The organism is Clostridium sp. cel8 (assembly GCF_014050525.1).
GTDB lineage: Bacteria > Bacillota > Clostridia > Clostridiales > Clostridiaceae > Clostridium_B.
In genome coordinates, this window is the sequence record NZ_JACGAG010000008.1 from 96,299 (window position 1) to 121,595 (window position 25,297).

24 protein-coding genes, 1 tRNA gene and 1 other annotated feature are annotated in these 25,297 nt (G+C 28.5%); of the genes, 12 read left to right on the forward strand and 13 right to left on the reverse strand.

Features of this window, described 5'->3' with window-relative positions:
* Positions 1-30: 30 nt before the first annotated feature.
* Together H2684_RS08565 and H2684_RS08570 are read right to left on the reverse strand one after the other, a co-directional pair.
* A complete protein-coding gene (locus H2684_RS08565) occupies positions 31-753 on the reverse strand; it encodes a LytTR family DNA-binding domain-containing protein (RefSeq protein ID WP_182088984.1) in 723 nt (240 codons plus the stop codon).
* Complete coding sequence (locus H2684_RS08570) at positions 728-2,413, reverse strand: sensor histidine kinase (RefSeq protein WP_182088985.1); 1,686 nt, start codon at positions 2,411-2,413, stop codon at positions 728-730. Before H2684_RS08570 ends, H2684_RS08565 begins: the two co-directional genes overlap by 26 nt.
* Positions 2,414-2,578: 165 nt before the next feature.
* Between H2684_RS08570 and H2684_RS08575 the strand changes: the two genes are divergently transcribed.
* Complete coding sequence (locus H2684_RS08575) at positions 2,579-4,411, forward strand: YgiQ family radical SAM protein (RefSeq protein ID WP_182088986.1); 1,833 nt, start codon at positions 2,579-2,581, stop codon at positions 4,409-4,411.
* Between the two features lie 17 nt (positions 4,412-4,428).
* Here H2684_RS08575 and H2684_RS12345 read toward each other — a convergent pair whose 3' ends face one another.
* The 4 genes from H2684_RS12345 to H2684_RS08595 form a co-directional block, all read right to left on the reverse strand.
* Entirely contained in the window at positions 4,429-4,812 is a 384-nt protein-coding gene (locus tag H2684_RS12345) for a hypothetical protein (protein WP_243159305.1), read from the reverse strand.
* 347 nt (positions 4,813-5,159) lie between these two features.
* A complete protein-coding gene (locus H2684_RS08585) occupies positions 5,160-6,047 on the reverse strand; it encodes a YegS/Rv2252/BmrU family lipid kinase (RefSeq protein WP_182088988.1) in 888 nt (295 codons plus the stop codon).
* Between the two features lie 205 nt (positions 6,048-6,252).
* Positions 6,253-6,681 carry a CBS domain-containing protein gene (locus H2684_RS08590; RefSeq protein ID WP_182088989.1) on the reverse strand — a complete coding sequence of 143 codons (429 nt, stop codon included), beginning with the start codon at positions 6,679-6,681 and terminating at the stop codon, positions 6,253-6,255.
* Positions 6,682-6,750: 69 nt separating this feature from the next.
* Positions 6,751-7,302, reverse strand: coding sequence for a TVP38/TMEM64 family protein (locus H2684_RS08595; RefSeq protein ID WP_243159306.1), 552 nt, complete (start codon positions 7,300-7,302; stop codon positions 6,751-6,753).
* Positions 7,303-7,665: 363 nt separating this feature from the next.
* Here H2684_RS08595 and pssA point away from each other — a divergent pair, with 363 nt between their 5' ends.
* Positions 7,666-8,187 carry a CDP-diacylglycerol--serine O-phosphatidyltransferase gene (gene pssA / locus H2684_RS08600; protein WP_182088991.1) on the forward strand — a complete coding sequence of 174 codons (522 nt, stop codon included), beginning with the start codon at positions 7,666-7,668 and terminating at the stop codon, positions 8,185-8,187.
* 26 nt (positions 8,188-8,213) lie between these two features.
* On the opposite strand, the gene H2684_RS08605 is transcribed toward pssA, so the two are convergent.
* The 3 genes from H2684_RS08605 to H2684_RS08615 form a co-directional block, all read right to left on the reverse strand.
* On the reverse strand, positions 8,214-8,591 hold the full coding sequence (locus H2684_RS08605; RefSeq protein ID WP_182088992.1) for a hypothetical protein: 378 nt from the start codon (positions 8,589-8,591) through the stop codon (positions 8,214-8,216).
* Positions 8,592-8,667: 76 nt separating this feature from the next.
* A complete protein-coding gene (locus H2684_RS08610) occupies positions 8,668-9,255 on the reverse strand; it encodes an HD domain-containing protein (RefSeq protein ID WP_182088993.1) in 588 nt (195 codons plus the stop codon).
* A 74-nt stretch (positions 9,256-9,329) separates the two neighbouring features.
* On the reverse strand, positions 9,330-10,838 hold the full coding sequence (locus H2684_RS08615) for a Ppx/GppA family phosphatase (RefSeq protein ID WP_182088994.1): 1,509 nt from the start codon (positions 10,836-10,838) through the stop codon (positions 9,330-9,332).
* Positions 10,839-10,965: 127 nt separating this feature from the next.
* Here H2684_RS08615 and H2684_RS08620 point away from each other — a divergent pair, with 127 nt between their 5' ends.
* The gene (locus H2684_RS08620) at positions 10,966-13,047 is read left to right on the forward strand and encodes an RNA degradosome polyphosphate kinase (protein WP_347707541.1); all 2,082 of its coding nucleotides are present in this window, start codon (positions 10,966-10,968) and stop codon (positions 13,045-13,047) included.
* Here the strand turns inward: H2684_RS08620 and sdaAA are convergent.
* Genes sdaAA through H2684_RS08635 form a run of 3 tightly spaced genes read right to left on the reverse strand, consistent with a single transcriptional unit; the run spans position 13,037 to position 16,358 of the window.
* Positions 13,037-13,927 (reverse strand): L-serine ammonia-lyase, iron-sulfur-dependent, subunit alpha, encoded by an 891-nt coding sequence (sdaAA, locus tag H2684_RS08625; protein WP_182088996.1) that lies wholly within the window; start codon positions 13,925-13,927, stop codon positions 13,037-13,039. The genes H2684_RS08620 and sdaAA overlap by 11 nt on opposite strands.
* A gap of 1 nt (position 13,928) precedes the next feature.
* On the reverse strand, positions 13,929-14,612 hold the full coding sequence (sdaAB, locus tag H2684_RS08630; RefSeq protein ID WP_182088997.1) for an L-serine ammonia-lyase, iron-sulfur-dependent subunit beta: 684 nt from the start codon (positions 14,610-14,612) through the stop codon (positions 13,929-13,931).
* A gap of 36 nt (positions 14,613-14,648) precedes the next feature.
* Positions 14,649-16,358 (reverse strand): nucleoside kinase, encoded by a 1,710-nt coding sequence (locus H2684_RS08635; RefSeq protein WP_182088998.1) that lies wholly within the window; start codon positions 16,356-16,358, stop codon positions 14,649-14,651.
* A gap of 118 nt (positions 16,359-16,476) precedes the next feature.
* Between H2684_RS08635 and H2684_RS08640 the strand changes: the two genes are divergently transcribed.
* The 9 genes from H2684_RS08640 to leuS all read left to right on the forward strand — a co-directional run bounded on the left by H2684_RS08640 (position 16,477) and on the right by leuS (position 24,386).
* Positions 16,477-17,148 carry a DUF421 domain-containing protein gene (locus tag H2684_RS08640; RefSeq protein ID WP_182088999.1) on the forward strand — a complete coding sequence of 224 codons (672 nt, stop codon included), beginning with the start codon at positions 16,477-16,479 and terminating at the stop codon, positions 17,146-17,148.
* Between the two features lie 31 nt (positions 17,149-17,179).
* The gene (locus H2684_RS08645) at positions 17,180-17,560 is read left to right on the forward strand and encodes a DUF4363 family protein (protein ID WP_182089000.1); all 381 of its coding nucleotides are present in this window, start codon (positions 17,180-17,182) and stop codon (positions 17,558-17,560) included.
* A gap of 252 nt (positions 17,561-17,812) precedes the next feature.
* The gene (gene fba, locus H2684_RS08650; protein WP_182089001.1) at positions 17,813-18,745 is read left to right on the forward strand and encodes a class II fructose-1,6-bisphosphate aldolase; all 933 of its coding nucleotides are present in this window, start codon (positions 17,813-17,815) and stop codon (positions 18,743-18,745) included.
* A gap of 154 nt (positions 18,746-18,899) precedes the next feature.
* On the forward strand, positions 18,900-19,433 hold the full coding sequence (locus H2684_RS08655) for a CYTH domain-containing protein (protein WP_182089002.1): 534 nt from the start codon (positions 18,900-18,902) through the stop codon (positions 19,431-19,433).
* Between the two features lie 9 nt (positions 19,434-19,442).
* The gene (locus H2684_RS08660) at positions 19,443-20,318 is read left to right on the forward strand and encodes a DUF5685 family protein (RefSeq protein WP_182089003.1); all 876 of its coding nucleotides are present in this window, start codon (positions 19,443-19,445) and stop codon (positions 20,316-20,318) included.
* Positions 20,302-20,892, forward strand: a complete 591-nt coding sequence (locus H2684_RS08665) for a DnaJ domain-containing protein (RefSeq protein ID WP_182089004.1) — start codon at positions 20,302-20,304, stop codon at positions 20,890-20,892. The genes H2684_RS08660 and H2684_RS08665 overlap by 17 nt, the downstream gene beginning before the upstream one ends.
* A 38-nt stretch (positions 20,893-20,930) precedes the next feature.
* Entirely contained in the window at positions 20,931-21,452 is a 522-nt protein-coding gene (locus H2684_RS08670; RefSeq protein WP_182089005.1) for a hypothetical protein, read from the forward strand.
* Positions 21,453-21,534: 82 nt separating this feature from the next.
* Positions 21,535-21,609 (forward strand) — tRNA-Gln (locus tag H2684_RS08675).
* Between the two features lie 79 nt (positions 21,610-21,688).
* Positions 21,689-21,896, forward strand: a binding site (T-box leader).
* Between the two features lie 57 nt (positions 21,897-21,953).
* On the forward strand, positions 21,954-24,386 hold the full coding sequence (gene leuS, locus H2684_RS08680; protein WP_182089006.1) for a leucine--tRNA ligase: 2,433 nt from the start codon (positions 21,954-21,956) through the stop codon (positions 24,384-24,386).
* Between the two features lie 69 nt (positions 24,387-24,455).
* Here leuS and H2684_RS08685 read toward each other — a convergent pair whose 3' ends face one another.
* Positions 24,456-25,247: a GTP pyrophosphokinase family protein gene (locus H2684_RS08685; protein WP_182089007.1), complete on the reverse strand. Its 792-nt coding sequence runs from the start codon at positions 25,245-25,247 to the stop codon at positions 24,456-24,458.
* Positions 25,248-25,297: the final 50 nt, after the last annotated feature.

The window sequence follows — 25,297 nt, forward strand, 5'->3', positions numbered from 1 at the left end:
CTTTCCTTAAATCTTCTAAAAATAAGCTTTTTATATATGCATAAGCTCTCTAAATTTTTTTATATTGCTTCTACTTACGGGAATTTCCTGATTAATATCTTTAAGTTTTAAATTATAGGTATTATTAAACCATGGAATTATCTCTTTTATCTTATTTATATTAACTATATAAGATCTATGAGATTTGAAAAATTTATTTTTAGGTAGAGTAGTATAAAATTCTGATATACTACTATTAACTATGTATTCTTCTTTCTTAGTATATACAAAAGTCACCCTTTCTTTTGCCGTGCAATAATATATATCATCTAAATCCACAACTATTATCTTTTCATTTTTCCACAAATTTATTTTGTTAATTACAGGATCTTCAAGGTTATTTTCTTTTGATGAATTATAGCTACTTTCCAATTTATTCAGCATAGATATAATTCTACTTTCAGAATAAGGTTTTAATATGTAATCAAAAGCTTCTATTTCAAAAGCTTCAACTGCATGTTCTTTATATGCAGTTATAAAAACTATGTATGGTTTTTTAGAAAATTTACTTATATTTTGTGCTAATAAAACTCCATCTAGTGAAGGTATATTTATATCTAAAAATATCACATCAACTTCATTTTGCTGTATAAATTTAAGTACATCTATTCCATCATCAAACTCATTCACTACTTCTATACTACTATAGTTTTTAATAAAATATTTAAGTTCTTCTCTAGACAAGAATTCATCCTCTACTATTATAGCTTTCATATCCATCCTCCTTAATGTAAAACTCTACCTTCGTTCCTTTTTCAAGTCTATTTATTATTAACCCTTCCCCATATATAAGTTTAAGTCTAAGATGGACATTATGTAGTCCTATTTTATTCTCTGGCATATCCTCTTTATAAAGCCTATCTATTATCTCTTTGTCTATACCTACCCCGCTATCAACTATAGATATTTTAATTTTATTTTCTTCTACTTTTTTGACACTTATAGTTACAGTTCCTTTTCCTTTATCTTTTAATATACCATGAACTATAGCATTTTCAACTAATGGTTGTATTGAAAGACTTGGAATTTTTACAGCTACATCATCTATATCATATACAATATTAAGCTTATCACCAAACCTTGCCTTTTCTATCTCTATATAATCTTTTACTTGGCTCAATTCTTTGTTTATATCTATAAATTCATCATTAAGTTCTAAATTAAATCTTAGATAATTTGAAAGATTTATAATAAGTTCTCTTGCCTTATCTGGATTTATCCTTATTGATGATGTTACAGCATTTAACGCATTAAATAGGAAATGTGGATTTATCTGAGTTTGCAAAGCTTTTATTTCTGCTTTATTAGCCATTTCTTTTATCTTTTCTATTTTTGAAACTTCCATAAGAGTTGATATTATTTGGGAAAGTCCTATGGCCAGTGTTTGAAGTGTATAGGTTATTTTATATTTCTTTGTATAATATATCTTCAGGGAACCTATGACTTCATTTTTCTCCTTTAATGGTATTACAAGTGCTGATTTTAATATTCCACTTTTATCTTCAAAATCACTATTCTTTATTATTATCTTCTTCCTTTTTATAGCTTCTCTTGTTGTGTCTGTTATTATTTCATGTCCTATATTATAAAATTCTTCTCCAACACCAACATAGGCCAAAATATTATTTTTATCAGTTATTCCAACTGCATCTGCCTCTATATCATTTTTTATTATTGTGCATATTTTATTTAAAGAATCGTTATTTATATTTCTAAAATATGGAAGAGTTTTGTTGGCTATATCTAAAGCAAGCTTAGCTTGTTTTGCTGCAATTTTTTCTTTATCATCCTCTACACTTTGTACCATGAGAACAATAAATCCTACACTTATCTGACCAAAGATCATGGGAATAGCTATTTTTGAAACAATATCAGCGCCTAGTGAATATGGTCTACTAAGTATTAATATTAAAATCATAGTAATAGTTTCACTAAGCATGCCAGCACCTATTCCAAATATCCATCTATAGTTTCTCTTAACTTTTTTATTTATATATCCAGATACTATACCTGCAATTATACTACTTATAAGACATGGAAGAGAAGTTACTCCATGAATATCAATTAAAAATCTATGTAATCCTGACACTAATCCCGTTACTATACCTATAACAGGTCCAAAAATAACTCCACCTGAAACTATGGTTATAGTTCTAACATTAACTAAAGATCCCTCAACATTTAATCCTGTATAATTTGCTAAAATAGCAGACAAGATAAATACTAGTTCAATAACAATATAATCTTTTTTCTCGTAATTCTCTTTTAAAAATATCTCCCTAAAACTTTGCAATCTAGTTACTGCAAATATACATACTAATAGAAGCGCAGCTCTATCTACAAATTGCATTATGAGATTATATGTATAATTCATATAAATTTATCTTCCTCTCTCTAAATTTATAATATAAGTAAGTTTAATCACACTATAGTAAAAAATAACTTATGTTCAATAGAATAAAACAATTATTAAGTTATATGTTATAATAATCTTCATGATATAACAATTAATTTTTATATGAATAGGAAGGATATTTAAATGAAATTAAACAATAAGTTTCTACCAATAAGTAGAGAAGATATGAAATTAGAAAATATAGACCAACTGGATTTTATAGTTATTACAGGAGATGCTTATGTAGATCATCCTTCCTTTGGTACTGCAATAATATCAAGAGTTCTTGAAAGCGAAGGTTTCAAAGTTGGAATAATAGCTCAACCAGATTGGAGGAGTGTTAAAGATTTTAAAAGACTAGGCAGACCAAAATTAGGATTTTTAATCAACTCAGGAAATATAGATTCCATGGTAAATCACTATACTGCATCAAAAAAGAAAAGACGCAATGATTTGTACTCGCCTGGTGGTAAATCTGGTTACAGACCTGACAGGGCAGTAATTGTATACTGTAATCGTGCAAGAGAAGCCTATAAAGATGTACCAATAATAATAGGTGGAATAGAAGCAAGCTTAAGAAGATTTGCACATTATGACTATTGGAGCAATAAAGTAAGAAGAAGTATTCTTTTAGATTCAAAATCCGATCTTTTAATATATGGCATGGGTGAAAAAACAATAGTGCAAGTTGCAAATTTATTAAAATATGGCATGAACATTCATAATATGAAAGATGTACGAGGTACAGTTTATTGTGAAAATGATAAAAGTAATTTAAAGGACTATATAGAACTTCCTTCTTTTGAAGAAAGTGCAGAAGATAAGATGTCTTTTGCAAAAGCCTATAAAATTGAATATTTTGAGCAAGATGCAATAAATGGAAGAAGAATGATACAAAAGCACGGTGATAAATATATAGTGCAAAATCCACCTCAATTTCCTCTTACAGAAGCTGAAATGGATATGGTTTATGATCTTCCATATGCGAGAACATACCATCCAATTTATGAAAGTATGGGAGGTATTCCTGCAATACAAGAAGTAGAATTTTCTATAACAAGTCACAGGGGATGTTTTGGAGGATGCTCTTTTTGTGAACTTACATTTCATCAGGGAAGAACAATCCAAAATAGAAGTCAAGAATCTATAATTAAAGAAGCTAAATTATTGACAACACTTAAAAACTTCAAAGGATATATTCACGATGTAGGTGGCCCAACAGCTAATTTTAGACACAAAGCATGTAAAATTCAAGAAAAAAATGGAGTATGTAAAAACAGACAGTGCCTTTTCCCAACTCCATGCAAAAATCTTATAATAGACCACAGCGAATACCTAGATTTACTTAAAAAATTACGAAGTATTAAAGGTATAAAAAAAGTATTTATACGATCTGGCATACGCTATGACTATCTTATGTACGACAAGAATAATGATAAATTTTTTGACGAACTATGTAAATATCATATAAGTGGCCAGCTAAAGGTTGCCCCTGAGCACATAAACAGCAATGTTCTTAGCCAAATGGGAAAACCTCCATTTAAAGTTTATAAAAAATTTGTAAAGAAATATTTTGATATAAATAAAAAACTAGGCAAAAAGCAGTATCTTGTGCCATATCTTATATCAAGTCATCCAGGTAGCGATTTAAATGCTGCTATAGAACTTGCAGAATATATAAAACAGATGGGATATACCCCTGAGCAGGTACAGGACTTTTATCCTACACCAGGAAGTCTTGCAACAACTATATACTACACAGGAATAAATCCTATTACTAATAAAAAAATATACACCCCAACATCTGAAAGGGAAAAACATATGCAGAGAGCACTATTGCAGTTTTCAATACCTAAGAACTATAATTTAGTTAAAAGTGCTTTAATAAAAGCAGGAAGAGAAGATCTTATAGGGAATAATAAAAAATGCTTAATTCCTTCCATTAAACCTAGAAAAAAATTTAAAAAGCATAAATAAAACACCATTTTAAGTAGCTATTTTTTTAGCTTTAAAAGAGCATATAAAAGTATACAGATAAAGCATAAATCACCAAATATGTTTTGTGGAAAAAGTACAACATCTATGATATATAGTAAATTTTCAGCTATAGTTACAAATGAAGCAACTGCAATCATATAAAATCCTAATTTATTAACATTAGATTTTTGAGAAAATATTATAGATCCAAATAATACAATTGTATTAAAAATTATAAAAATCCAATATATTGTGGTATTATTTTGGAACCTCATAGTGTATCCAAAATAATCCACTCCTAAAATAACTGCAGTGTAATTGTACATAGTAAATACATAGACTGCAGTTACTATGCTTGATAGCAAAAATATATAGTTAAATTTTATGTAATTTCTTCTCATAAATATATAAAACAATATAAATACAATAACAGGACCACACAATAAATTTAAAAAGTAAGGAACCTTTAAGATATATAAATGCAGCATACTATGGGCAAGCAACAATATAATTACACTTATATATCTAATTAAAAATAATATAATAGAAATTCCACATATAATCTTAATTTTACTTGGAGAAAACTTATCTAAATAGAGCAAATACAATAGAAGTATAAAGATAACAGATATACTAAAAACATAAATATTAAATAACATAAACAAACCCCATTTTTAAATGCTATATTAAATATTACTAAATGGGATTAATTTATATTACTATTATTTTTTAATACTTAAATTTATACTTAAATTTGCTTTACACCAAGTACCTTAAGTCCTCCCTTAACACATTCTATTAAAAGCGGAAAATCAGGGCCTCTTTCTCCATCTATATCCGTTACTATATCCTCTTTACATTCAATTTCTACTCTATCAGCTTTAAAATATATAAGTCCTGAGGAATTTTCTAAATGATCTCCTCTAATCATTTTTATAAAAAGAGCAATAATATCTTTCATAAGAGAAGCCTTTATTATTATAACATCAAGCATTCCATCATCAACTCGTGCCTTATAGGCAAGGTTTAGATTACCTGCAGTTTGACCATTGAATACAAGAATAAGATACATGTCACCATCAAATACTTTATTTTTAGATTTTACTTTTACTTTAAGCTTTCTCAAATTTGTAAGCTGTTCTAGTCCTGTTATGTAATAAGCTAATTTACCTATTGTATTTTTTAAATTTACATCAGTTTTCTGTGATACATCTGTAAACAGCCCTGTACTGGCAACATTTATAAAGTATTTATCATTTACTTTTCCAATATCAACTGCTTTAGGGCTACTCTCTAATATCTGTTTGCATGCTAAATCAACTTTTGAAGGCATACCTATAAACCTTGCAAAATCATTAGCAGTTCCTACTGGCAAAATAGCTATTGGAATATCTATATTCAATTTTTTCATATGATTCACAACATTATCAACAGTTCCATCGCCACCTGCTATGAGAACATATTTATAGCTATCATCTATATCTGAAAATGCCTTGTCAATTGTGTATCCTGATCCTATCCTAAATGGTACAATTCCATATCCATAGCTTTGATGAATCATAATAATTTTATCTATATGAGAAACTATAGTATTCTCTCCTGCATAAGGATTATAGATAAACTTTACTTTATTCATATAAATTCCCTACTTCCACAATAAACTTTATAGAAACTAAAATTTAGATTTTTGAATTAATATTCCATATTATTTTACTATTAACACTTAAAATTGACTATTATATTATATCATTACATATAATAAATCCACAAGATTGTCAAAAGTAATCTTGTGGATTTATTTATATAGAATTAACTCATTTCATATAAATTTTCTTAAATTTCTAGTACATTGACCTTCCTGGTTGAGAAATACTTGAAAGTGCTCCCTCTGCCTCTCTATCACAATTAGGTGTAACTGCCATATCTCCAAGAGCCACTACTCCAACTAGATTTCCATTCTCTACAATTGGCACTCTTCTTATTTGTCTTTCACTCATTATTCTTGAAACATCTGCTACATCCATATCTGGTGATGCAGTTACTGGATTTGAAGACATAACATCTCTTACAGCTTTTGTTTTTGTGTTTTGTCCCTGTGAAGAACATCGTATGGCAATATCTCTATCAGTTATTATTCCAACCACTTTATCTCCATCACATACAGGTACAGAACCTATATTGTACTGTGCCATAAGTTCTGCTGCTCTTTCTATAGTGTCATTTGCATTAAGACTAACTACAGATTCAGTCATTATATCTCTTATTTTCATAATAAATCACCTCATAAATTTATTTGCAGATTTATTATGTGTCATATATAAGGTTTTCTTACATATAAATTATTGGATATTTTTTGTCCTTTTTTTTAAAATCACTGTAATAATTACTACTAATGTCAAAAATATTACTGGAATAAAAAATTTTATTGAGAATGGTTTTATCATACTATGTCCCATAAATGAATAGCTAATCATTTCAGGAATTATTCCAAAAGTAGTTCCAAAAATAAAATCACTGTATTTCATTTTTGTAAGTCCTGCAGTATAACTTAAGGTATCATAAGGAAATATGAATGAGAGCCTCATAAAAAGAATAATTTTAAATCCATTTTTCTCTATATTATTGTCTAACTTAAGAACTTTTCCTTTAATAATTTTATCTACAACAGATCTTCCAAATAATCTTGCTATAAAAAAAGCTATAGTACCAGCTCCAATACAGCCAATCATATTTAAAATAATAGCTATATATGGACCATAAACATATCCTGCAATAATAGATAGAACAGATGATGGAACTATAAACAAAATTGGTTTTAGTGTATATATAATTATAAATACTACAGCAGAAAATTTTCCATAACTTTTTATAAAATTTATAATAGTATTCAACTTTATTATGTAGAAATATTTACCATATTTGTGTATAATAGATATTATAAAAATAATAAGTATAAATACTAATATTATTTTTATAATATTTTTTTTAATATATATCCTTTTATTATCCATGTAAAGCAACTACTTCCATAATAGAATTATTAAATATAAATATACCAAATATAAAAGCATGTTACAATTATATTATAGTGTATTTTTCATTAGATAATTATAACTTATTGACAAATACTTATTTTACAAAAAATTTATAATACTTCGTTTACTATAATGAATAAAATGAGTTATAATAAAATATAAGTATATAAATATATTTTAAAGGATTATTTATTCTTTATATATTGGGGAGTGATAATAGTGACTAAAATAGCTAAGAGTTCTTTGCCAAACGCATTTACACTGGCAAATCTTGGCTGTGGGGTAATATCTCTTATGATGTCTTTTCAAGAAGAATATAAATTAGCCATTTTTTTTATTTTATTTGCTTGTTTAGCTGACAGATATGATGGAAGAGTAGCCAGATACTTGAATGTATCTAGTGAATTAGGTAAAGAATTGGATTCTCTTGCAGATTTGGTATCATTTGGAGTTGCGCCTTCAGTATTAATATTTAATGTTTATAATTTTTCTACTCTTGGATTATTAGGTTATATTATAGTTCTAATACTTCCACTATCAGGAGCATATAGACTGGCAAGATACAATATAACTGACTTTGATGGTAACTTTTTAGGTATACCTATAACATTTGCAGGTATGTTTATAGCTTTGTTTTGTTTATTTACATTTAGACATCCAATTCATACCAAATTTGTCATTTTACTTATAATATTACTTTCTTATTTAATGATATCTACACATAGATTTAAGAAATTTTAATATCTAGTGGGGTAATTCCCACTTTTTTATTTATTATCATGTCCCCCATCATTATCTTCTTCATACAACTCATCCAAGTCATTTATAAATAGATCTTCATTAATTTCATTTGCCATATATTCTATTTTAATTTTATCTTTTATAAGTTGGGATTTCAATTCACAATAATCTGCATAACAGCGACTTGATTTATTTATTGAACTTATTATCTTGTCAATAGTATCCCCAAGTTTATTTGCCCTATTTATAGCTGACTTCACATCTTTTTTATGCGCAAGTGCAACACTATTAAGCTCGCTAGCACCACCTATTAATAGTCTATATGAATTAGTTAACTTGCCTAGAATATCTGTCAAATTATTTATATCACAATAGTAATCTTCTATCATTTTTCTATGAGACATATAAATCCCCTCTTAATTACTATAAGTATTATACATATAATTAAATATATTCAAAATTAATATATTTAATTATGACTTACTTTGGTTCTAATCGTGTTTCTATATTAAATATATCATTAAATAATTTACTCTTAGTATTAAATTTTATCAGAGTCTTCTGAAATTCACTACTATCTATATAAAATGTTAAATGTTTTTTATCAAGAACTATTTTATCTAGGATAGTATATTTTTTATGAGGACTATCTAGTGCATCAGAAATTCTCAACATAGATATTAGCATTTTTAATTTTTTACGTTCATCTCTATCATAATGTTTAATACCTTTATCTATATTTCTTCTATGACTAGAAGCTATTATAGCCATAGACCTTCTAAGAGAATTAGGTACAGCGTCCAGTATAGAATCATTTAAAATTATATACCTAGTATGTTTATGATGTTTAGCTTTACTTACAAAATATCCAATGTCATGTATAAGTGCACTACAACATAAAATATTCCTATACATTTCAGATAATTTATGAAGTCCCATAGTTTCATCAAATATTGCAGCTGCAAAAGATCCAACTCTAATTTCATGATTTGCACTGCCATTTACATCATATTTTTCTCCAAGGTAAAGTGCTGATTTAAAGCTAAAATATTTACATATATCAAGCATAAATAATCTCCCATTAAATAATTTATATATTATATGATAAGAGATGCTTATTTATTATTTATAACTCACAATATTTATTTATAATTCACAATGAGTTTTTTCCCAAATACCTGTTCAAAGTTGTATTCATAATATGAAACTGTAGTTAATTCAAGAGATGGACTCATCTTTGATTTAATTTTTAAAAGTACCTTATCCTTATCACTACTTATTTTAACATCTACAATATTTCCATCTGATGCTCTATCCAAAGCTTTAGCTATATTTAAAATCACATTCATCTTCTGTATCAATACAACATCCTTATTTTTAATTATGCTTCCAAAATAATAGGATTTTCTAATTTTATAATCTTCAAAATTAGATATTACAAAAGCAGCCATTAACTGTTGTCTATGTGTAAGTCCATATATTTTTATATCTCTTACTATTGAAAATGAATACTTTGTTTGTCTATTAGATCCAATAAATACTCCACAATCATGCAAATATGCAGCTGTCTTCAAAATCTTATAATTAGAATTGTTTGAGTAAAGTTCTGGAACAATATTTTTACTTATTTCCTTTGAAAATTCCCATACTCTTTTTACATGCTCCTGATTTAAATTGAAATTATGTATTATAGTATTCAAAGAAAAATTCAACATATTTTCAATTACATGATCATCTGAAGTAATTGTCATTTTATATATAAGTCCTTGTCTTATTCCATTTCCACTTATAATCACTTTCTTAAAATTGCAATACTTCACTAAAGTTACAATAGCTATAAAAGCTCCTGGAAATATATCCCACCTATCTTTAGATATTCCCTTTACTTCTCTGTATTTAGATATTTCCTTGTATTTTAATGAATTATAAATTTGAATAATATCTTTCCGTGAAATAACATAATTATGAGAGTTATTAAATGGATAAGATACCTTATTTCTATGAACTTTCCCAACAGTTCTAAAACTTCCCCCAATTCCTATAAGAGGAACATTCTCTACCTCCTTTAAAAAATCAATGGAATTAAATACTTCCTTTATATATTTAATTAAACCTTTTGATTTCTTATAAATATCCCCATCTATAGATAGTAACTTATCTGTAAGTGTTATAGCTCCCATGGGAACACTTATACAATTTTTAATACTTCTATTTTTAACAAGTATAAGTTCCATGCTGCTTCCTCCAATATCCACAATAAGTCCAGATTGTATATCTATACTATTTATAACCCCTAGATAATCATAATATGATTCTTCTTCACCAGTTAATATCCTTACATCAATTTGAAATTTTTCTTTTACCATTTTTATAAATTCAATTTTATTTGAAGCTTTCCGCACAGCCTCAGTTGCAACTGCAATAATTTTATTCACATTATTAGCATCACACAATCGTTTAAAATGTGCTAGAGCTTCCATTGCAGCTTTAATCCTGTCTTCACTTAGAGCTCCATTTTCTGTCATATCTTTTCCTAAACGAACTGAATATTTAAGTTCATCTAAAACCTCATAAGCTCTATCTTTAGAAATTTTTACAATTACAATCCTCATAGAATTAGAACCAATATCTATTATAGCTATTTTATCCATAGACTCACCTCTTTGAAAATACGAAATAATGTTTTAATAAAATTAATATCAATTCTATTATGTAACAATACCTCTGATAATATTTTGAATACATAAATATTTACTTTAAATTAGGGAATAATCAAATATATATGATAAACAAAATCATACTAATACTTATGGGGCGTATAAAATGAGCAAATTCAACGACTATAAATATTTTATAAATAGAGAGTTAAGCTGGATACAATTCAATAAAAGAGTTCTTGAAGAATGTCAAAATACAAAACATCCACTGTTTGAAAGACTCAGATTTATTTCAATTTCAAGTTCCAATCTAGATGAATTTTTTATGGTAAGAGTTGGTTCTCTATTAGACCAAATGAAAGCAAAATTCAATAAAAAGGATCCTTCAGGTCTAACCCCAAAACAGCAATTAAAAAAAATTTACAAAAGTGTTGCTAAATTAATGTCTGATGAATGTAATTACTTCAATAACTCTTTAAAGCCGGCTCTAGAAAATGAAGGAATACACTTTCTAACATTAAGACAATTGAATAGCCAGCAACTTTCCTATATTAAAGATTATTATCACAAAAATATATTTCCAGTAATCACTCCAATGATAATAGACAGAAGTACTTCTTTCCCACTTATTTTAAACAAGAGTTTAAACATAGGTCTTTTAATAGATGAAAATGGGAAAAAAACTTTTGCTACAGTACAAGTACCTTCAGTATTAAAAAGAATAATTAAAGTTCCATCTGAAAATGGCTTGGATATAATAATGCTTGAGGATTTGATTAAGGCCAATTTGTCTTCACTGTTTGGAACTTCAAATATAATAGCTGTAGGTTGCTACAGAATTACACGAAATGCTGATTTAACATTAAATGAAGAAGGTGCTGAGGATCTGCTTGGTACAATAGAAAAATTTCTAAAAAAACGCAGATGGGGTGCAGTTGTAAGACTTGAAGTTGAACAAGGAATGGATAAAGAAATAATTGATATTATAGAAAGGGAAATTGAGGTATCAAAAGATCAAGAGTATGAAATAAATACTCCTTTAGATCTTACATTTCTAAAGGAACTTATAAATATAAAAGAATACAATTATCTATGTTATAGCACCATACAGCCTTTCAATCCTCTAAAAAACATAGATAATAATGATATATTTAAAATTATATCAAAAGGAGATATACTCCTTCATCATCCCTATGACTCCTTTGATCCTATAGTAAGTATTATAAAACAAGCTGCTGTAGACGATTCAGTGCTGGCCATAAAACAAACCCTATACAGAGTAAGTGGCGATTCCCCTATTGTAAAAGCATTAATTTCCGCAGCTGAAAATAGAAAACAAGTTACCGTTCTTGTAGAATTAAAAGCTAGATTTGATGAAGAAAACAATATATCCTGGGCAAAGCAGCTAGAAAAATCAGGATGCCATGTTATATATGGACTTGTAGGACTTAAAACTCATTGTAAACTACTTTTAATAGTTAGAAAAGAGAAGTCTGGTATAAAAAGATATGTACATATGGGTACTGGAAATTATAATGATATAACAGCAAAAATATATACGGATATAGGTCTTTTATCCTCAAATCCTGATTATGGAGAAGATGCTTCTATAATATTTAATATGCTTAGTGCTCATTCCATACCAAAAAACTTAAAGAAATTATGTATTGCACCTTTAAATCTTAGAGAAAGATTCTTATATTTTATAGATAGCGAAATTCAAAATGCACTTAAAGGAAGGCCAGCTAGAATAGTTGCTAAAATGAATTCTCTAGTTGATACAGAAATCATTGAAAATTTATATAAAGCATCTTCAGCTGGAGTTAAAATTGATCTTATTGTGCGTGGAATATGCTGTTTAAAACCTAATATTCCCAAAATAAGCGATAACATAAATGTAATAAGTATAGTTGGAAGATTTCTAGAACACAGCCGAATATTCTACTTCTATGGAAACGGCAGAGAGATGATATTTTTATCTAGTGCTGATTGGATGAGGAGAAATCTTGACAAAAGAGTTGAATTATTATTTCCAATTGAAGATATAAAAATTAAGAAAAGGATTAAAAAAATACTTAATATATATTTAAAGAGCAATATAGGCACCAAGAAACTAAATAGTGATGGTACCTATTCCAATATAGATAAACCAAAAAGAGAATCTTTAGACAGTCAAAACACATTCTATAAATCTAATATTTAGCTTCTGCATCTTTATTCAAAACTTTTTCCTTAAGTTTTAGACCTGTTTTAGTTACAGCAAGTCCTCCAAGTGCTGTTTCTCTAAGTTCACATGGCATACGTCTTCCAACATCATAAAGTGCAGAAACTGTGTCATCAAAAGGTATCTTACTTGAGATTCCTGCCATAACCATATCTGCTGCTGAAACTGCATTTATTGCCCCAAAGGAATTTCTCTTTGCACAAGGTATCTCTACAAGTCCAGCTACAGGGTCACACACCAATCCTAGTATATTTTTTATAACTATTGCAGAAGCATTTAGCGCCATTTCCACTGTTCCACCCATCATTTCCACAACTGCAGCTGCTGCCATGGCAGAGGCAGATCCACATTCAGCCTGACAACCTCCTTCAGCTCCTGAAATAGTTGCATTTTTAGCTATAATCATTCCAATACAACCTGCTGTAAGTAATGCCTTTACAAGGTCATCTTCACTTTTTTCTAGTTTTTCTCCTACACTTATTATAACTGCAGGCAAAATTCCACAGGAACCTGCTGTAGGAGCTGCCACTATTTTTCCCATTGCAGCATTTACTTCTGAACATGAAAGTGCCCTTGCCATTAGCTTCAAGTTAAAATCTCCCGTTAAAGAGTTTCCTTTTTTTATGTATTCATTTAATTTATATGCATCTCCTCCTATTAATCCGCTTATAGATTTTACTCTGTGTTTCATTCCATACTCTGCAGAGTTTTTCATTATTTTTAAATTATTTTTCATTTTTTCAATTATTTTATCTGCAGAAACCCCTGTAGATTTAGCTTCATTTTCAAGTGCATATTCCCATATTTTAATATTCTTTTCACTACATACTCTTATAAGTTCTTCTCCACAATTTACCATTTTATAGTTCCTCCAACACAGGATTTATAATTATAGCTTTTCTTATATTTGGAATCTCCTCTATTTCACCTACAAGATCTTCACTTACAAAATCGTCTAACTCAAAAACCATAAGTGCAGTTGACCCCTTACCGCTAGTTCTGTAAACTCTCATAAAAGCTATATTTATCTTATATTTGTATAATATTTCGCATACGTCTTTTATCATTCCAGGAACATCATAATGATTTATAACAAGAGTTGGATAGTTACCTGTAAACTCAACTTCATTGCCGTTTATTTCGCTTACTTTTATATTACCTCCACCTATAGAGGCTCCCGTTATTTCAACTTCACTTCCATCCATTTTAGTTACAACAAACTTCACTGTGTTTGGATGGACATCTCCAAGATCACTTTCTATAAATTGAAATTCAATGCCTTGCTTTCTTGCTATTTCTATTGAATTTCTCAAATTGTCATCCCATGGATCCATACCAATTATTCCTGCAACAAGAGCCTTATCTGTACCATGTCCTTTATAAGTTTTTGCAAAAGAGCCATGAAGATAAAACTTCACTTTCTTTATATCTTTTCCCGATATAATTCTTGCAATCTTTCCAAGTCTAGCTGCACCTGCTGTATGCGAGCTAGACGGTCCTATCATAACAGGACCTATAATATCAAAAATCCCATACTCTCGCATATAAATCACTCCTATTTTTCATTCAATAATACACCCTTAATATTTATAAAAACAACTACCTCCAATAAATTCTCTCAATATGGAATTGTCAGCTACAAGATCCTCATCTACATCTTGGAAAAAATTTAAAAAATTTATAAGCCTTTCTGCTTGCCAATATACCTCACTTGTTTCTTTTATTTTTCTGAGTTCTTTTAGCGCATATTTTTTTAAAACACAGAGTTCATATACCAAAGTTGAGTTAAACATTACATCTGCATTTTCCTGGAATACAAATATATTCTTTTCTTCACCTTTTTTTATAGAAGGCCACATTTTTAAAGTATCCTCTGCATTATATCCTCTTGATATATAATCCCTTACTATTCTCCTTATTATTCTTACATCTGTTGTAGCTATTCTATTGTGATTATCAATATTTAACTGAGTAAGAGCACTTACATATATTTTAAATTTATTTTTATTAGGTATAGAAGATGTCAGTATATCATTTAAAGCATGTATTCCTTCTATTATTATTATACCATTTTTAGGTAATTTTATCTTTTTTCCTGTCCAATTTCTCTGTCCAGTTTTAAAATCAAATTTAGGAATTTCTACTTCTTTTCCATTCATAAGCATTTGAAGATTTTCATTAAATAGCTTCAAGTCCAATGCATATATTGATTCAAAATTATAGTTTCCATTTTCATCTCTAGGTGTATGTGCTCTATCTACAAAATAATCATCTAGTGAAATAGCAATAGGCTTATAACCATTTACTCCAAGTTGTATAGCAAGCCTTCTTGAAAAAGTAGTTTTACCAGATGAGGTTGGTCCTGAAATCAATACAATTTTTGCAGAGTCTTTCTTACTTATCATATCTGCAATATATGCAATTTTCTTTTCATGCAGTGCTTCTGCAACTCTTATCATATATGGCATCTCGTTATTTTTAACTTTTTCATTTAATGATCCAACATCCGATACTTCTAATATATTCTGCCAATTTTTAGTTTCAGTAAATATCTTATTAAGTTTTTTATATTCAACAATTTTAGGCAATATATGAGGCTCTTTTTGATCTGGATAGACTAATAAAAATCCTGAATCATAGTATACAAGATCAAATAGTTTTAATACTCCTGTTGAATAAGCTAATGGTCCATAAAAATAATCATATCTTCCTTCTAATTCATACAATTGTATCCAATCTAAATTAGACTGATCTAATATCTTTATCTTACCTGGCATATTATATCTTTCAAAAATCTCTCTAGCTTTTTCCCTTTTAACTTCAATTCTATTTATAGGAATATCTCTATTTATTATATCAATCATTCTATCCTTTATCTTCTTTATATCTGTAGAATTTAGAGGAACCTTTTTGCAAATCTCTCCATAAACTGCCTTTCCAAGTGAATGTTCTATAATAAGTTGTGCATCACTGAAAATATCATAGGTAGCTTTAATAAGCACAAATTGAAGAGTTCTTTCATAGACCATATTCCCCACAGTATTTGACAAATCAACTACTTCAAAATTTCCACTTTCCTCTAATGTATCCCTTAAATCCAAATACTTTGTATTTAACTTTGCTAAAACTGCATTATTATTTTTGCCATAACAATATTTTTTATATATTTTATATAAGTTTGTCCCTTTACTTATATATACAATTTTATCTTTTATTTTTACTTCTAACTTGTTACTGAAATCATTATCATAAAAATCACTTGATTCATGTGGACAACATAACTCGCTCATTTTCTCATCTCCTTAAAAAAAATTTCACAATATCATTATACGTCATGAATGCATATAAATGTGATAATTTTAGTCATATTTTTATCATTAATGCAAAATATAATACAGAGGTGATTTTGTGTTCATTGTAATTTTTAGAACAATTATACTCTACACAGTTGTAATAATTTCTATGAGGCTCATGGGTAAAAAACAAATAGGTGAAATGGAACCTTTTGAACTTGTAATTGCAATTATGATATCTGAGCTTGCTTCTCTTCCCATGCAAGATACAAGAATATCAATATTAAGAGGCATTATTCCAATAATCACACTTTTATTTTTACAAAGCACTATTGCCTTCTTGCAGCTTAAAAGTGAAAAAATGAGACTTTTATTCAGTGGAAGTCCAACTATACTTATAAACAAAGGAGTACTAAACCTAAAAGAACTTAGGCGTGAAAAATTCAACTTAAATGATTTATTGGAAGAACTACGGCTCCAAGGCTATTACAACATATCAGATATAGAATATGCTGTACTTGAAACTAGCGGAAAAATTTCAGTAATACCAAAAACTAACCTTTCACCAGTAACAAAAGAGGATATGAAAGTCACATCCCCACAAGATAGATTGCCTATAACTTTAATACTAGATGGAAAGCTTAATTTGAAAAATTTAAAAATAATAAATAAAGATAAAAGTTGGTTAAATAATAAACTAAAGAAAGATAATATAGATTCAGTAGAAGATGTATTAATAGCCATGATAGATTCAAAAGGTAAATTATTTTATCAATGTAAGAAATAAAATATTAATTATGGGAAATGGATGTGATAAAATGAGAAGTACAATAACTTCTATAACTATATTTATAATTATGGTTATATGTATAGGTTTCTCTGTAAACGGCTTAAAAAAAGCTATTTATGAACTTAACTGTTCAACATTCAAAATAGAAAATTCAATAAATTCTAATTCCTTTGAAAAAGCAAATGCTTCTTTAGAAGAATTCAAGAATATATGGAATACATATTCTCATAAAATATCCATGTTTACAAATAACAATGAATTAGATGATATAAACAATGAAATAGATAAATTAAATGAATATATAACTTACAAAAATAAGGAACAATGTCTTATCTCTATAAATATAATAGAGAACATTCTAAAATCTATAAGTGAACTTGAAGATGCAAATATATATAACTTATTTTAAAATATTTAAGTTCATCTTTACTCAATATAAAGCTATATATTAAGATATCGTTTAAATATTATCATTAATTAACAAAACTTATAAAATAATTTATAATTAAACTATAGAAAATATCTGTATATTGGATTATAATAGATTATGAAAGTTATCATTAAAGTCCCAGTGGGACTTATTTAGTCCCCTTATTGGATTATTTGTATATTGTTATTAATATAATTTTAAAAATAAAATTTTTCGAAAGGTGGAATACAAATGGCATTAGTTACTACAAAAGAAATGTTTAAAAAGGCTTATGCTGGAAAATACTCTATAGGTGCCTTTAATATCAATAATCTTGAAATACTTCAAGGTGTAATAAGAGGTGCAAAGGCTAAAAACTCTGCTGTTATAATTCAATGTTCAGCAGGTGCAATAAAATACGCTGGTCCTAAATATATACAGGCAATGGTAAATGCAGCAGTAGATGAATCCGGTATTGACGCAGCACTACATTTAGACCATGGTCCAGATTTAGATACTGTTAAGTTATGTATAGAACACGGATTTACATCTGTTATGTTTGATGGATCTCACTTCGATTATGATGAAAATGTAAAGAAAACAAAAGAAGTAGTTGAATATGCTCATGCTCATGGAGTAGTAGTAGAGGCTGAGCTTGGAGTTTTAGCAGGAGTTGAAGATGACGTATCTGCAGATGAACATATATACACAGATCCAGATCAAGCTAAAGACTTTGTAGAGAAAACTGGAATTGACTCATTGGCAATAGCTATTGGAACTTCTCATGGTGCATTCAAATTTCCACCAAACTTTAAACCTTCTTTAAGATTTGATATATTAGAAAAAGTACAGGAAAAATTACCTAATTTCCCAATAGTTCTTCATGGTGCTTCAGCTGTAGACCCAGAAGCTGTTAATACTTGCAATAAATACGGTGGAAATATAGCTAATGCTAAGGGTATACCAGTAGATATGCTTAGAAAGGCATCTTCAATGGCTGTATGTAAAATCAATATGGATACAGACTTGAGATTAGCTATGACTGCTGCAGTAAGAAAGACATTTGGAGATCATCCAGAAATATTTGATCCAAGAAAATATTTAGGAGCAGGAAGAGATTATATACAAAAAGTTGTAGAAGACAAAATAGACAATGTATTAGGTTCTGCTAATTCATTAGACTAGACATTTAGTTAAATTCCGTTTACGTTTAACTAAGAATAGAAACTTATATAAAATAAGATTAGCTTCTGTGTTTATAGGAGCTAATCTTATTTTATATAATAGCTATTTATGATATAATTCAAACTAGTAATATTTTTAAAAGTGAAGTGATATTTTGAAAGAATTTGAAACTAGAATAATAAAAATAGATGTAGACAATATAAGAAATAGATTAAAGTCAATGAATGCCAAAAAAGTAAAAATGGAAAATCAAATAAACAGTATATATGATTATCCCGATAAGCGTTTAATAAAAAACAAGGGATATGCTAGAATAAGGGTTGTAGATAACTTACTTAAAAATTCAAAAGAATACTATATGACTACAAAAAAATTAGTCAGTCAAGGCATATACAAAGTAATGGAGGAAAATGAAATTAAGATATCTGATGAAAATATAGGGAAAAAAATATTTGAATCTCTAGGTCTAGTACTCTATCAAGATATAAAAAAGTATAGAGAAAGTTATAAATATAAACACAGTCTTATAGAAATAGATATAAATGATAAATCCTTTTGTCCTTTTCCCTATTTAGAAATAGAAACAGATAACAATGATGAATTAAATGAAATAGTAAATCTTCTCGGATATAATATAAAAGATACAACTTCTGATACTATATACGAAATAATTAATAGAGAAAGGTAATTTACAATTATGTTCGGTTACATAACTCCATGCATCCCTGAGCTTAAAGTAAAAGACTACGAGAAATTCAAAGCCTATTACTGTGGACTATGCAGGTCAATAAGGGATAATATTGGTAACCTTCCCAGAACAGCTTTAAATTATGATATGACATTTTTAGCCATATTTTTAGATAGTCTGTCTTGTGAAAGTCCTGTATATAAAAAACAGATCTGCTTTGTTCATCCTAGTAAAAAGAGGACAATACTACAAGATAATGCTGCTCTAAAGTATGCTGCATTTTGCAATATAGGATTAACTTACTATAAACTTCTAGATAACATAGAAGATGATAATTCTAAAAAAGATTTATTACTATCTAGTGTTTTTAAAATATACTTAAATAAATTTCCTAAAGAATTTAAACATAATATGAAACATATAAAAGATAGTCTATACAAGCTATCTCAGGTTGAAAATAATAATGAAATTAAATCATTTGATAAGATATGTGATCACTTTTCACAACTTACTGCCTTTATATTGTCCAATTATACATCTGAATACAATGAAAATTTATATTGGTTTGGATATAATCTTGGAAAATGGATATACATAATAGATGCTTTAGACGACTTAAAAAATGATATGAAAAAAAACAAATTTAATGTTTTAAATAGATGTTTTAATGATAAAAAACTATGCTTCCATGAATTTTACCCCAAAATTAAAGATAGAGTTGATTTTATTTTAGGTACCTGTGCCTCCCAATGCATGGATATTTTTAATAAACTTCCAATAAAAAAAAATAAAGAACTACTCTATAATATTTTACAATATGGCCTTTTAGAAAAAATGGATACAGTATTTAAGAGAGGAGTATATAAAAATGAAAAATCCTTATGAAGTACTTGGAATTAAAGAAAATGCTTCAAAAGAAGAAATAAAAAAAGCATATAGAAACTTAGCAAAAAAATATCATCCTGATCAGTATGGTAACAATCCTTTAAGAGAATTAGCAGAAGAAAAAATGAGAGATATAAATGCGGCTTATGACCAACTTATGAAAAATTCTTCTAGTTCCAGTTACCAAAATAGCTCATATAATAGTGAAAGCACTAACTATACACAAAACTCAGATTTGTATCAATCTATAGAATTTGATATAAACAATGGAAATATAAGAAGTGCTGAGGAAAAACTTGCTAGATGTACAACGCGTGACGCTGAATGGAATTATCTAATGGGGATGCTAAACATGAGACGCGGATGGTATAATGATGCATTTATGAATTTAAATACTGCTTGCAGTTTAGAACCAAATAACTTTAAATATAGGTCTGCATTAAATAGAATGCAAAACATGAATACAACTTATAGACAGCCTTATGGCAATAGAGGAGATTCGGATATATGTAATATATGTGCAACACTCTATTGCCTGGATTGTCTATGCAGTGGTGGTGGCGGTGGTTGTTAATATTTATTATAAGCCTAAGCTCAAAGGAGGTTTAGAGAATGTCTAATGATTCGAGTAAAGCCATGTATATGGCCAAAGGTGGTATACTTACAGCTATTGGCGTGCTTTTAATATATTTAAGTAGGATAATGCCTGTAAACAAAGCTTATATACTAGCACTTGCGTCTTTTATTATACCTCTTTCCATAGTAATTACAGATGTAAAGAATTCAATAGTAGTTTATATTTCAACTTCAATATTGTCATTTTTAATATGTGGTCTTGATATTACTGTAATTGCATATGTATTATTCTTTGGATCCTACGGTTTTGTAAAATTATACACAGAAAAACTTCATAAACTAGTTATTGAAATAATACTAAAATTAGTATTTGTAAATATATGTGCTGCAATTATGCTTTTAATATACAATTTGTTTTTTCCAGGGCTATTCAATTTTAAATTTGCAATATATTGGATCATGATATTACTTCAAATATCATTTATTCTATATGACTACTTAATTACTTTAATTATAAATTTTGCAAATAAAAGAATTGGTAAGACAAAATTGTATTAATATGGGCTAAAAACTTGTAAATTTTATATTGACATATAAATTTAAAATGATATAATATGTTGTGTCGATAATTTTTAGATAATGCCCATTCGCCAAATGGTAAGGCACCTGTCTCTGGAACAGGCATTTGTTGGTTCGAGTCCAGCATGGGCAGCCAAAGAACTCTTTATGAGTTCTTTTTTTGAATTATTCTTGACAAAGTATTATTATATATTATAAAATGTGAAATAAGTTAATATTTAGCTTTGAATAAGGAATAGTAATATTTAGATCACTAAAGAGAGCTGTTGTTAGCTGAAAAACAGTGTTGATTTAAAATATGAACTCGACCTTAAGAGCTTGTCTGAAAAAATCAGGCACGGTAAAGTCCGTTATATTTTAAGGGAAATCATTTATTGATTTAATGAGAGTGGTACCGCGGAAAGTAAGCTTTTCGTCTCTTTTTAGGAGATGGAGAGTTTTTTTATATTATCGTTATAAATAAATAAAAGGAGAGATTTTATGTATAGTACTAAAATTGATAAAAAGTGGCAAACCAAGTGGGAAAAAACAAATATCTATAAATTTGATGATAGTAACCTAGATAAAAAACTCTATGTACTTGAGATGTTCTCCTATCCATCTGGAAGTAAATTACATGCTGGTCATTGGTTTAATTATGCTCCAGTAGATTCTTGGGCAAGATTCAAAAAGATGAAAGGATATAATGTATTCCAGCCTATGGGATTTGATGCTTTTGGTCTTCCAGCTGAAAACTTTGCTATAAAAACTGGAATCCATCCAAGTGATTCAACAGAAAAAAACATTGCCACAATGGAAAAGCAATTAAGATCTATGGGTGCAATGTTTAACTGGGAAAATGAAGTAATTACCTGCCACCCTGATTATTACAAGTGGAATCAATGGTTATTCTTACAACTTTATAAACACGGTTTAGCTTATAGAAAAAATGCTCCTGTAAACTGGTGCCCAAGTTGTAAAACAGTATTGGCAAATGAGCAAGTTCAAGATGGTTATTGTGAAAGATGTGGCACTGAAGTTACTAAAAAGGATTTAACTCAATGGTTTTTGAAAATTACAGATTATGCAGAAGAACTTCTTCAAGATCTAGATAAACTTGATTGGCCTGAAACTACAAAGGCAATGCAAAGACATTGGATAGGTAAATCCACAGGTACTAATGTAACTTTTAAAGTTGCAGATTCTGATCTTGAATTCAGTGTTTTCACTACAAGGGTAGATACACTATTTGGTGTAACTTATGTAGTTCTATCTCCAGAAAATAGTTTAGTAGATAAATTGACAACAGCAGAATATAAAGATCAAGTAGAAGCATATAAAGAAGCTGCAAAAAAACAAAGTGACATTGAAAGGCAGTCAATTTCAAGAGAGAAAACCGGTGTATTCTCTGGTGCCTATGCAATAAACCCTATAAACGGAAGAAAAGTTCCAATATGGATAGGTGATTATGTTCTAAATACATATGGTACTGGTGCTGTAATGGCAGTTCCTGCTCACGATGAAAGGGATTTTGATTTTGCAAAAAAATACAATCTTCCTATTGAAAGAGTTATAGAAGGAGGTACTTCTCTTCCTTATGTAGAACATGGTAAGATAATAAACAGCGGTGAATTCAATGGACTAACTACAAAAGAGGGGAAAAAGGCAATAACAAAGAAACTTGAAGAGATGAACCTGGGATCTGAAAAAGTAAATTATAGATTGAGAGATTGGTTAATATCAAGACAAAGATATTGGGGAACTCCTATTCCTATAGTATATTGTGAAAAATGTGGAACTGTTCCTGTACCAGAAGATAAACTTCCAGTAGAACTCCCATATAACGTAGAATTCTCCCCTGATGGAAAATCACCACTATTAAAATCAGAAGAATTTATGAATACAACATGTCCTTGCTGCGGTGGACCTGCAAAGAGAGAAGCAGATACTTTAGATACATTTGTATGTTCTTCATGGTATTATTTAAGATATGTTGATAACAAAAATAGCGAAAAAGCCTTTGACAAAGATAAAATAGATAAAATGCTTCCAGTTGATGTTTATGTAGGTGGACGTGAACATGCTTGTATGCATCTTTTATACGCTAGATTTATTACAAAAGCACTTAGAGATATGGGATATTTAAACTTTGATGAGCCATTCTTATCTCTTAGACATCAGGGAGTAATATTAGGTCCAGATGGTCAAAAAATGAGTAAATCAAAAGGTAATACAATATCACCTGATGATTACATAAAACAATATGGTGCAGATGTATTTAGAATGTACCTTATGTTTGGATTTGATTATTCAGAAGGTGGTGCTTGGAGTGATGATGGAATTAAATCTATGAGCAAATTTGTAGATAGAGTTGAAAGAATCATAACTCAAGCAAAACAATATATAGATAATCCTAAAAATACTAAAACTTCTATGGATAAAGCTGAAAAAGACCTTAACTACGTTAGGAACTTTGCTATAAAATCAGTTTCTGAAGATACTAACAAATTTCAGTTTAATACGGCAATAGCCAGAATTATGGAATTTACAAATGCTCTATCAAAATATTTGAAAATAGAGAGTAAAAATGTTAAACTTCTTGAAGACAGTATAATTGATCTTGTAAGAATTTTAGCTCCTTTCGCACCTCATTTTTCAGAAGAAGAATGGGAATTTCTAGGAAAGCCTTATTCAATATTCAATCAAAAGTGGCCTGATTTTGATGAAAAGGCACTTGTAAAAGATACTGTTGAAATTGCCATTCAAGTAAATGGTAAAATAAAATCCAAAATAAACATTGCACCTAATTTATCAGAAGATGAGATAAAAGAACTATCATTGAAAGAAGAAAATGTAAAGTCTGCTATAGGAGAAAAGGAAATTAAGAAAGTAATAGTTGTAAAAGGAAGACTTGTAAATATAGTAGCAAAATAGGTTTTAAAATAAAAATGGTTATAGATTTGGCGAAACAAAATCTATAACCATTTTTCTTTCATTACTTAATTATTTATTATACATCCTAATAACTTTTTTTGTAGACTCAAGTAAATCTATGAGTTCAAATACTTCTCCTTCTTCAAGAAGTTTATTCAATTCTTTTTGATATCTAGTTGATTCTGCAAGTTTACCCATTGAAGATAGTGTAATTATATTATTCATTATATCCGATACTATACTAGATTTAACTTCAAATAGCTTTTGTGCATCTTTTATTTCATCTTTAATTTCTAACATTTGTCTATCCAAGTTAAAAGCAAGATCAGCAGTACTTTTTAATCTATCTTTAATATAGTCAGGTATTTCATGTTTATACTTATAATTTAAAGAATGCTCTATAGTAGCCCAAAAATTCATTGCCAATGTTCTTATTTGAATTTCAGCAAGTATAACCTGCTGCCCTTCTACCATATTTATTGGATACTTTATTATCACATGATAACTCCTATATCCGCTTTCCTTTACATTAGTTACATAATCTTTCTCATAAACTATACTCATATCTTTTCTATTTCTAAGTATTTCAACTACTCTTTGAATGTCATCTACAAACTGGCACATAACCCTTATGCCTGCTATATCTTCCATTTCATATTTTATCCTATCAAAAGGTATATTGAATTTATCAGCCTTTTCAAGTATACTAGATATTTCCTTAACTCTTCCCGTGACAAATTCTATAGGCGAATACTCATTTCTTCTCCTACATTCACGTCTTATACTTTTAATTTTAACTTTTAATTCTTCAACTGCTTGCTGATAAGGTATTAAAAAATCTTTCCATTCTCCTACTGCCATATTCTTCACCTCTATATGGATATGTCTTTATATTTAACAATTTATTATAA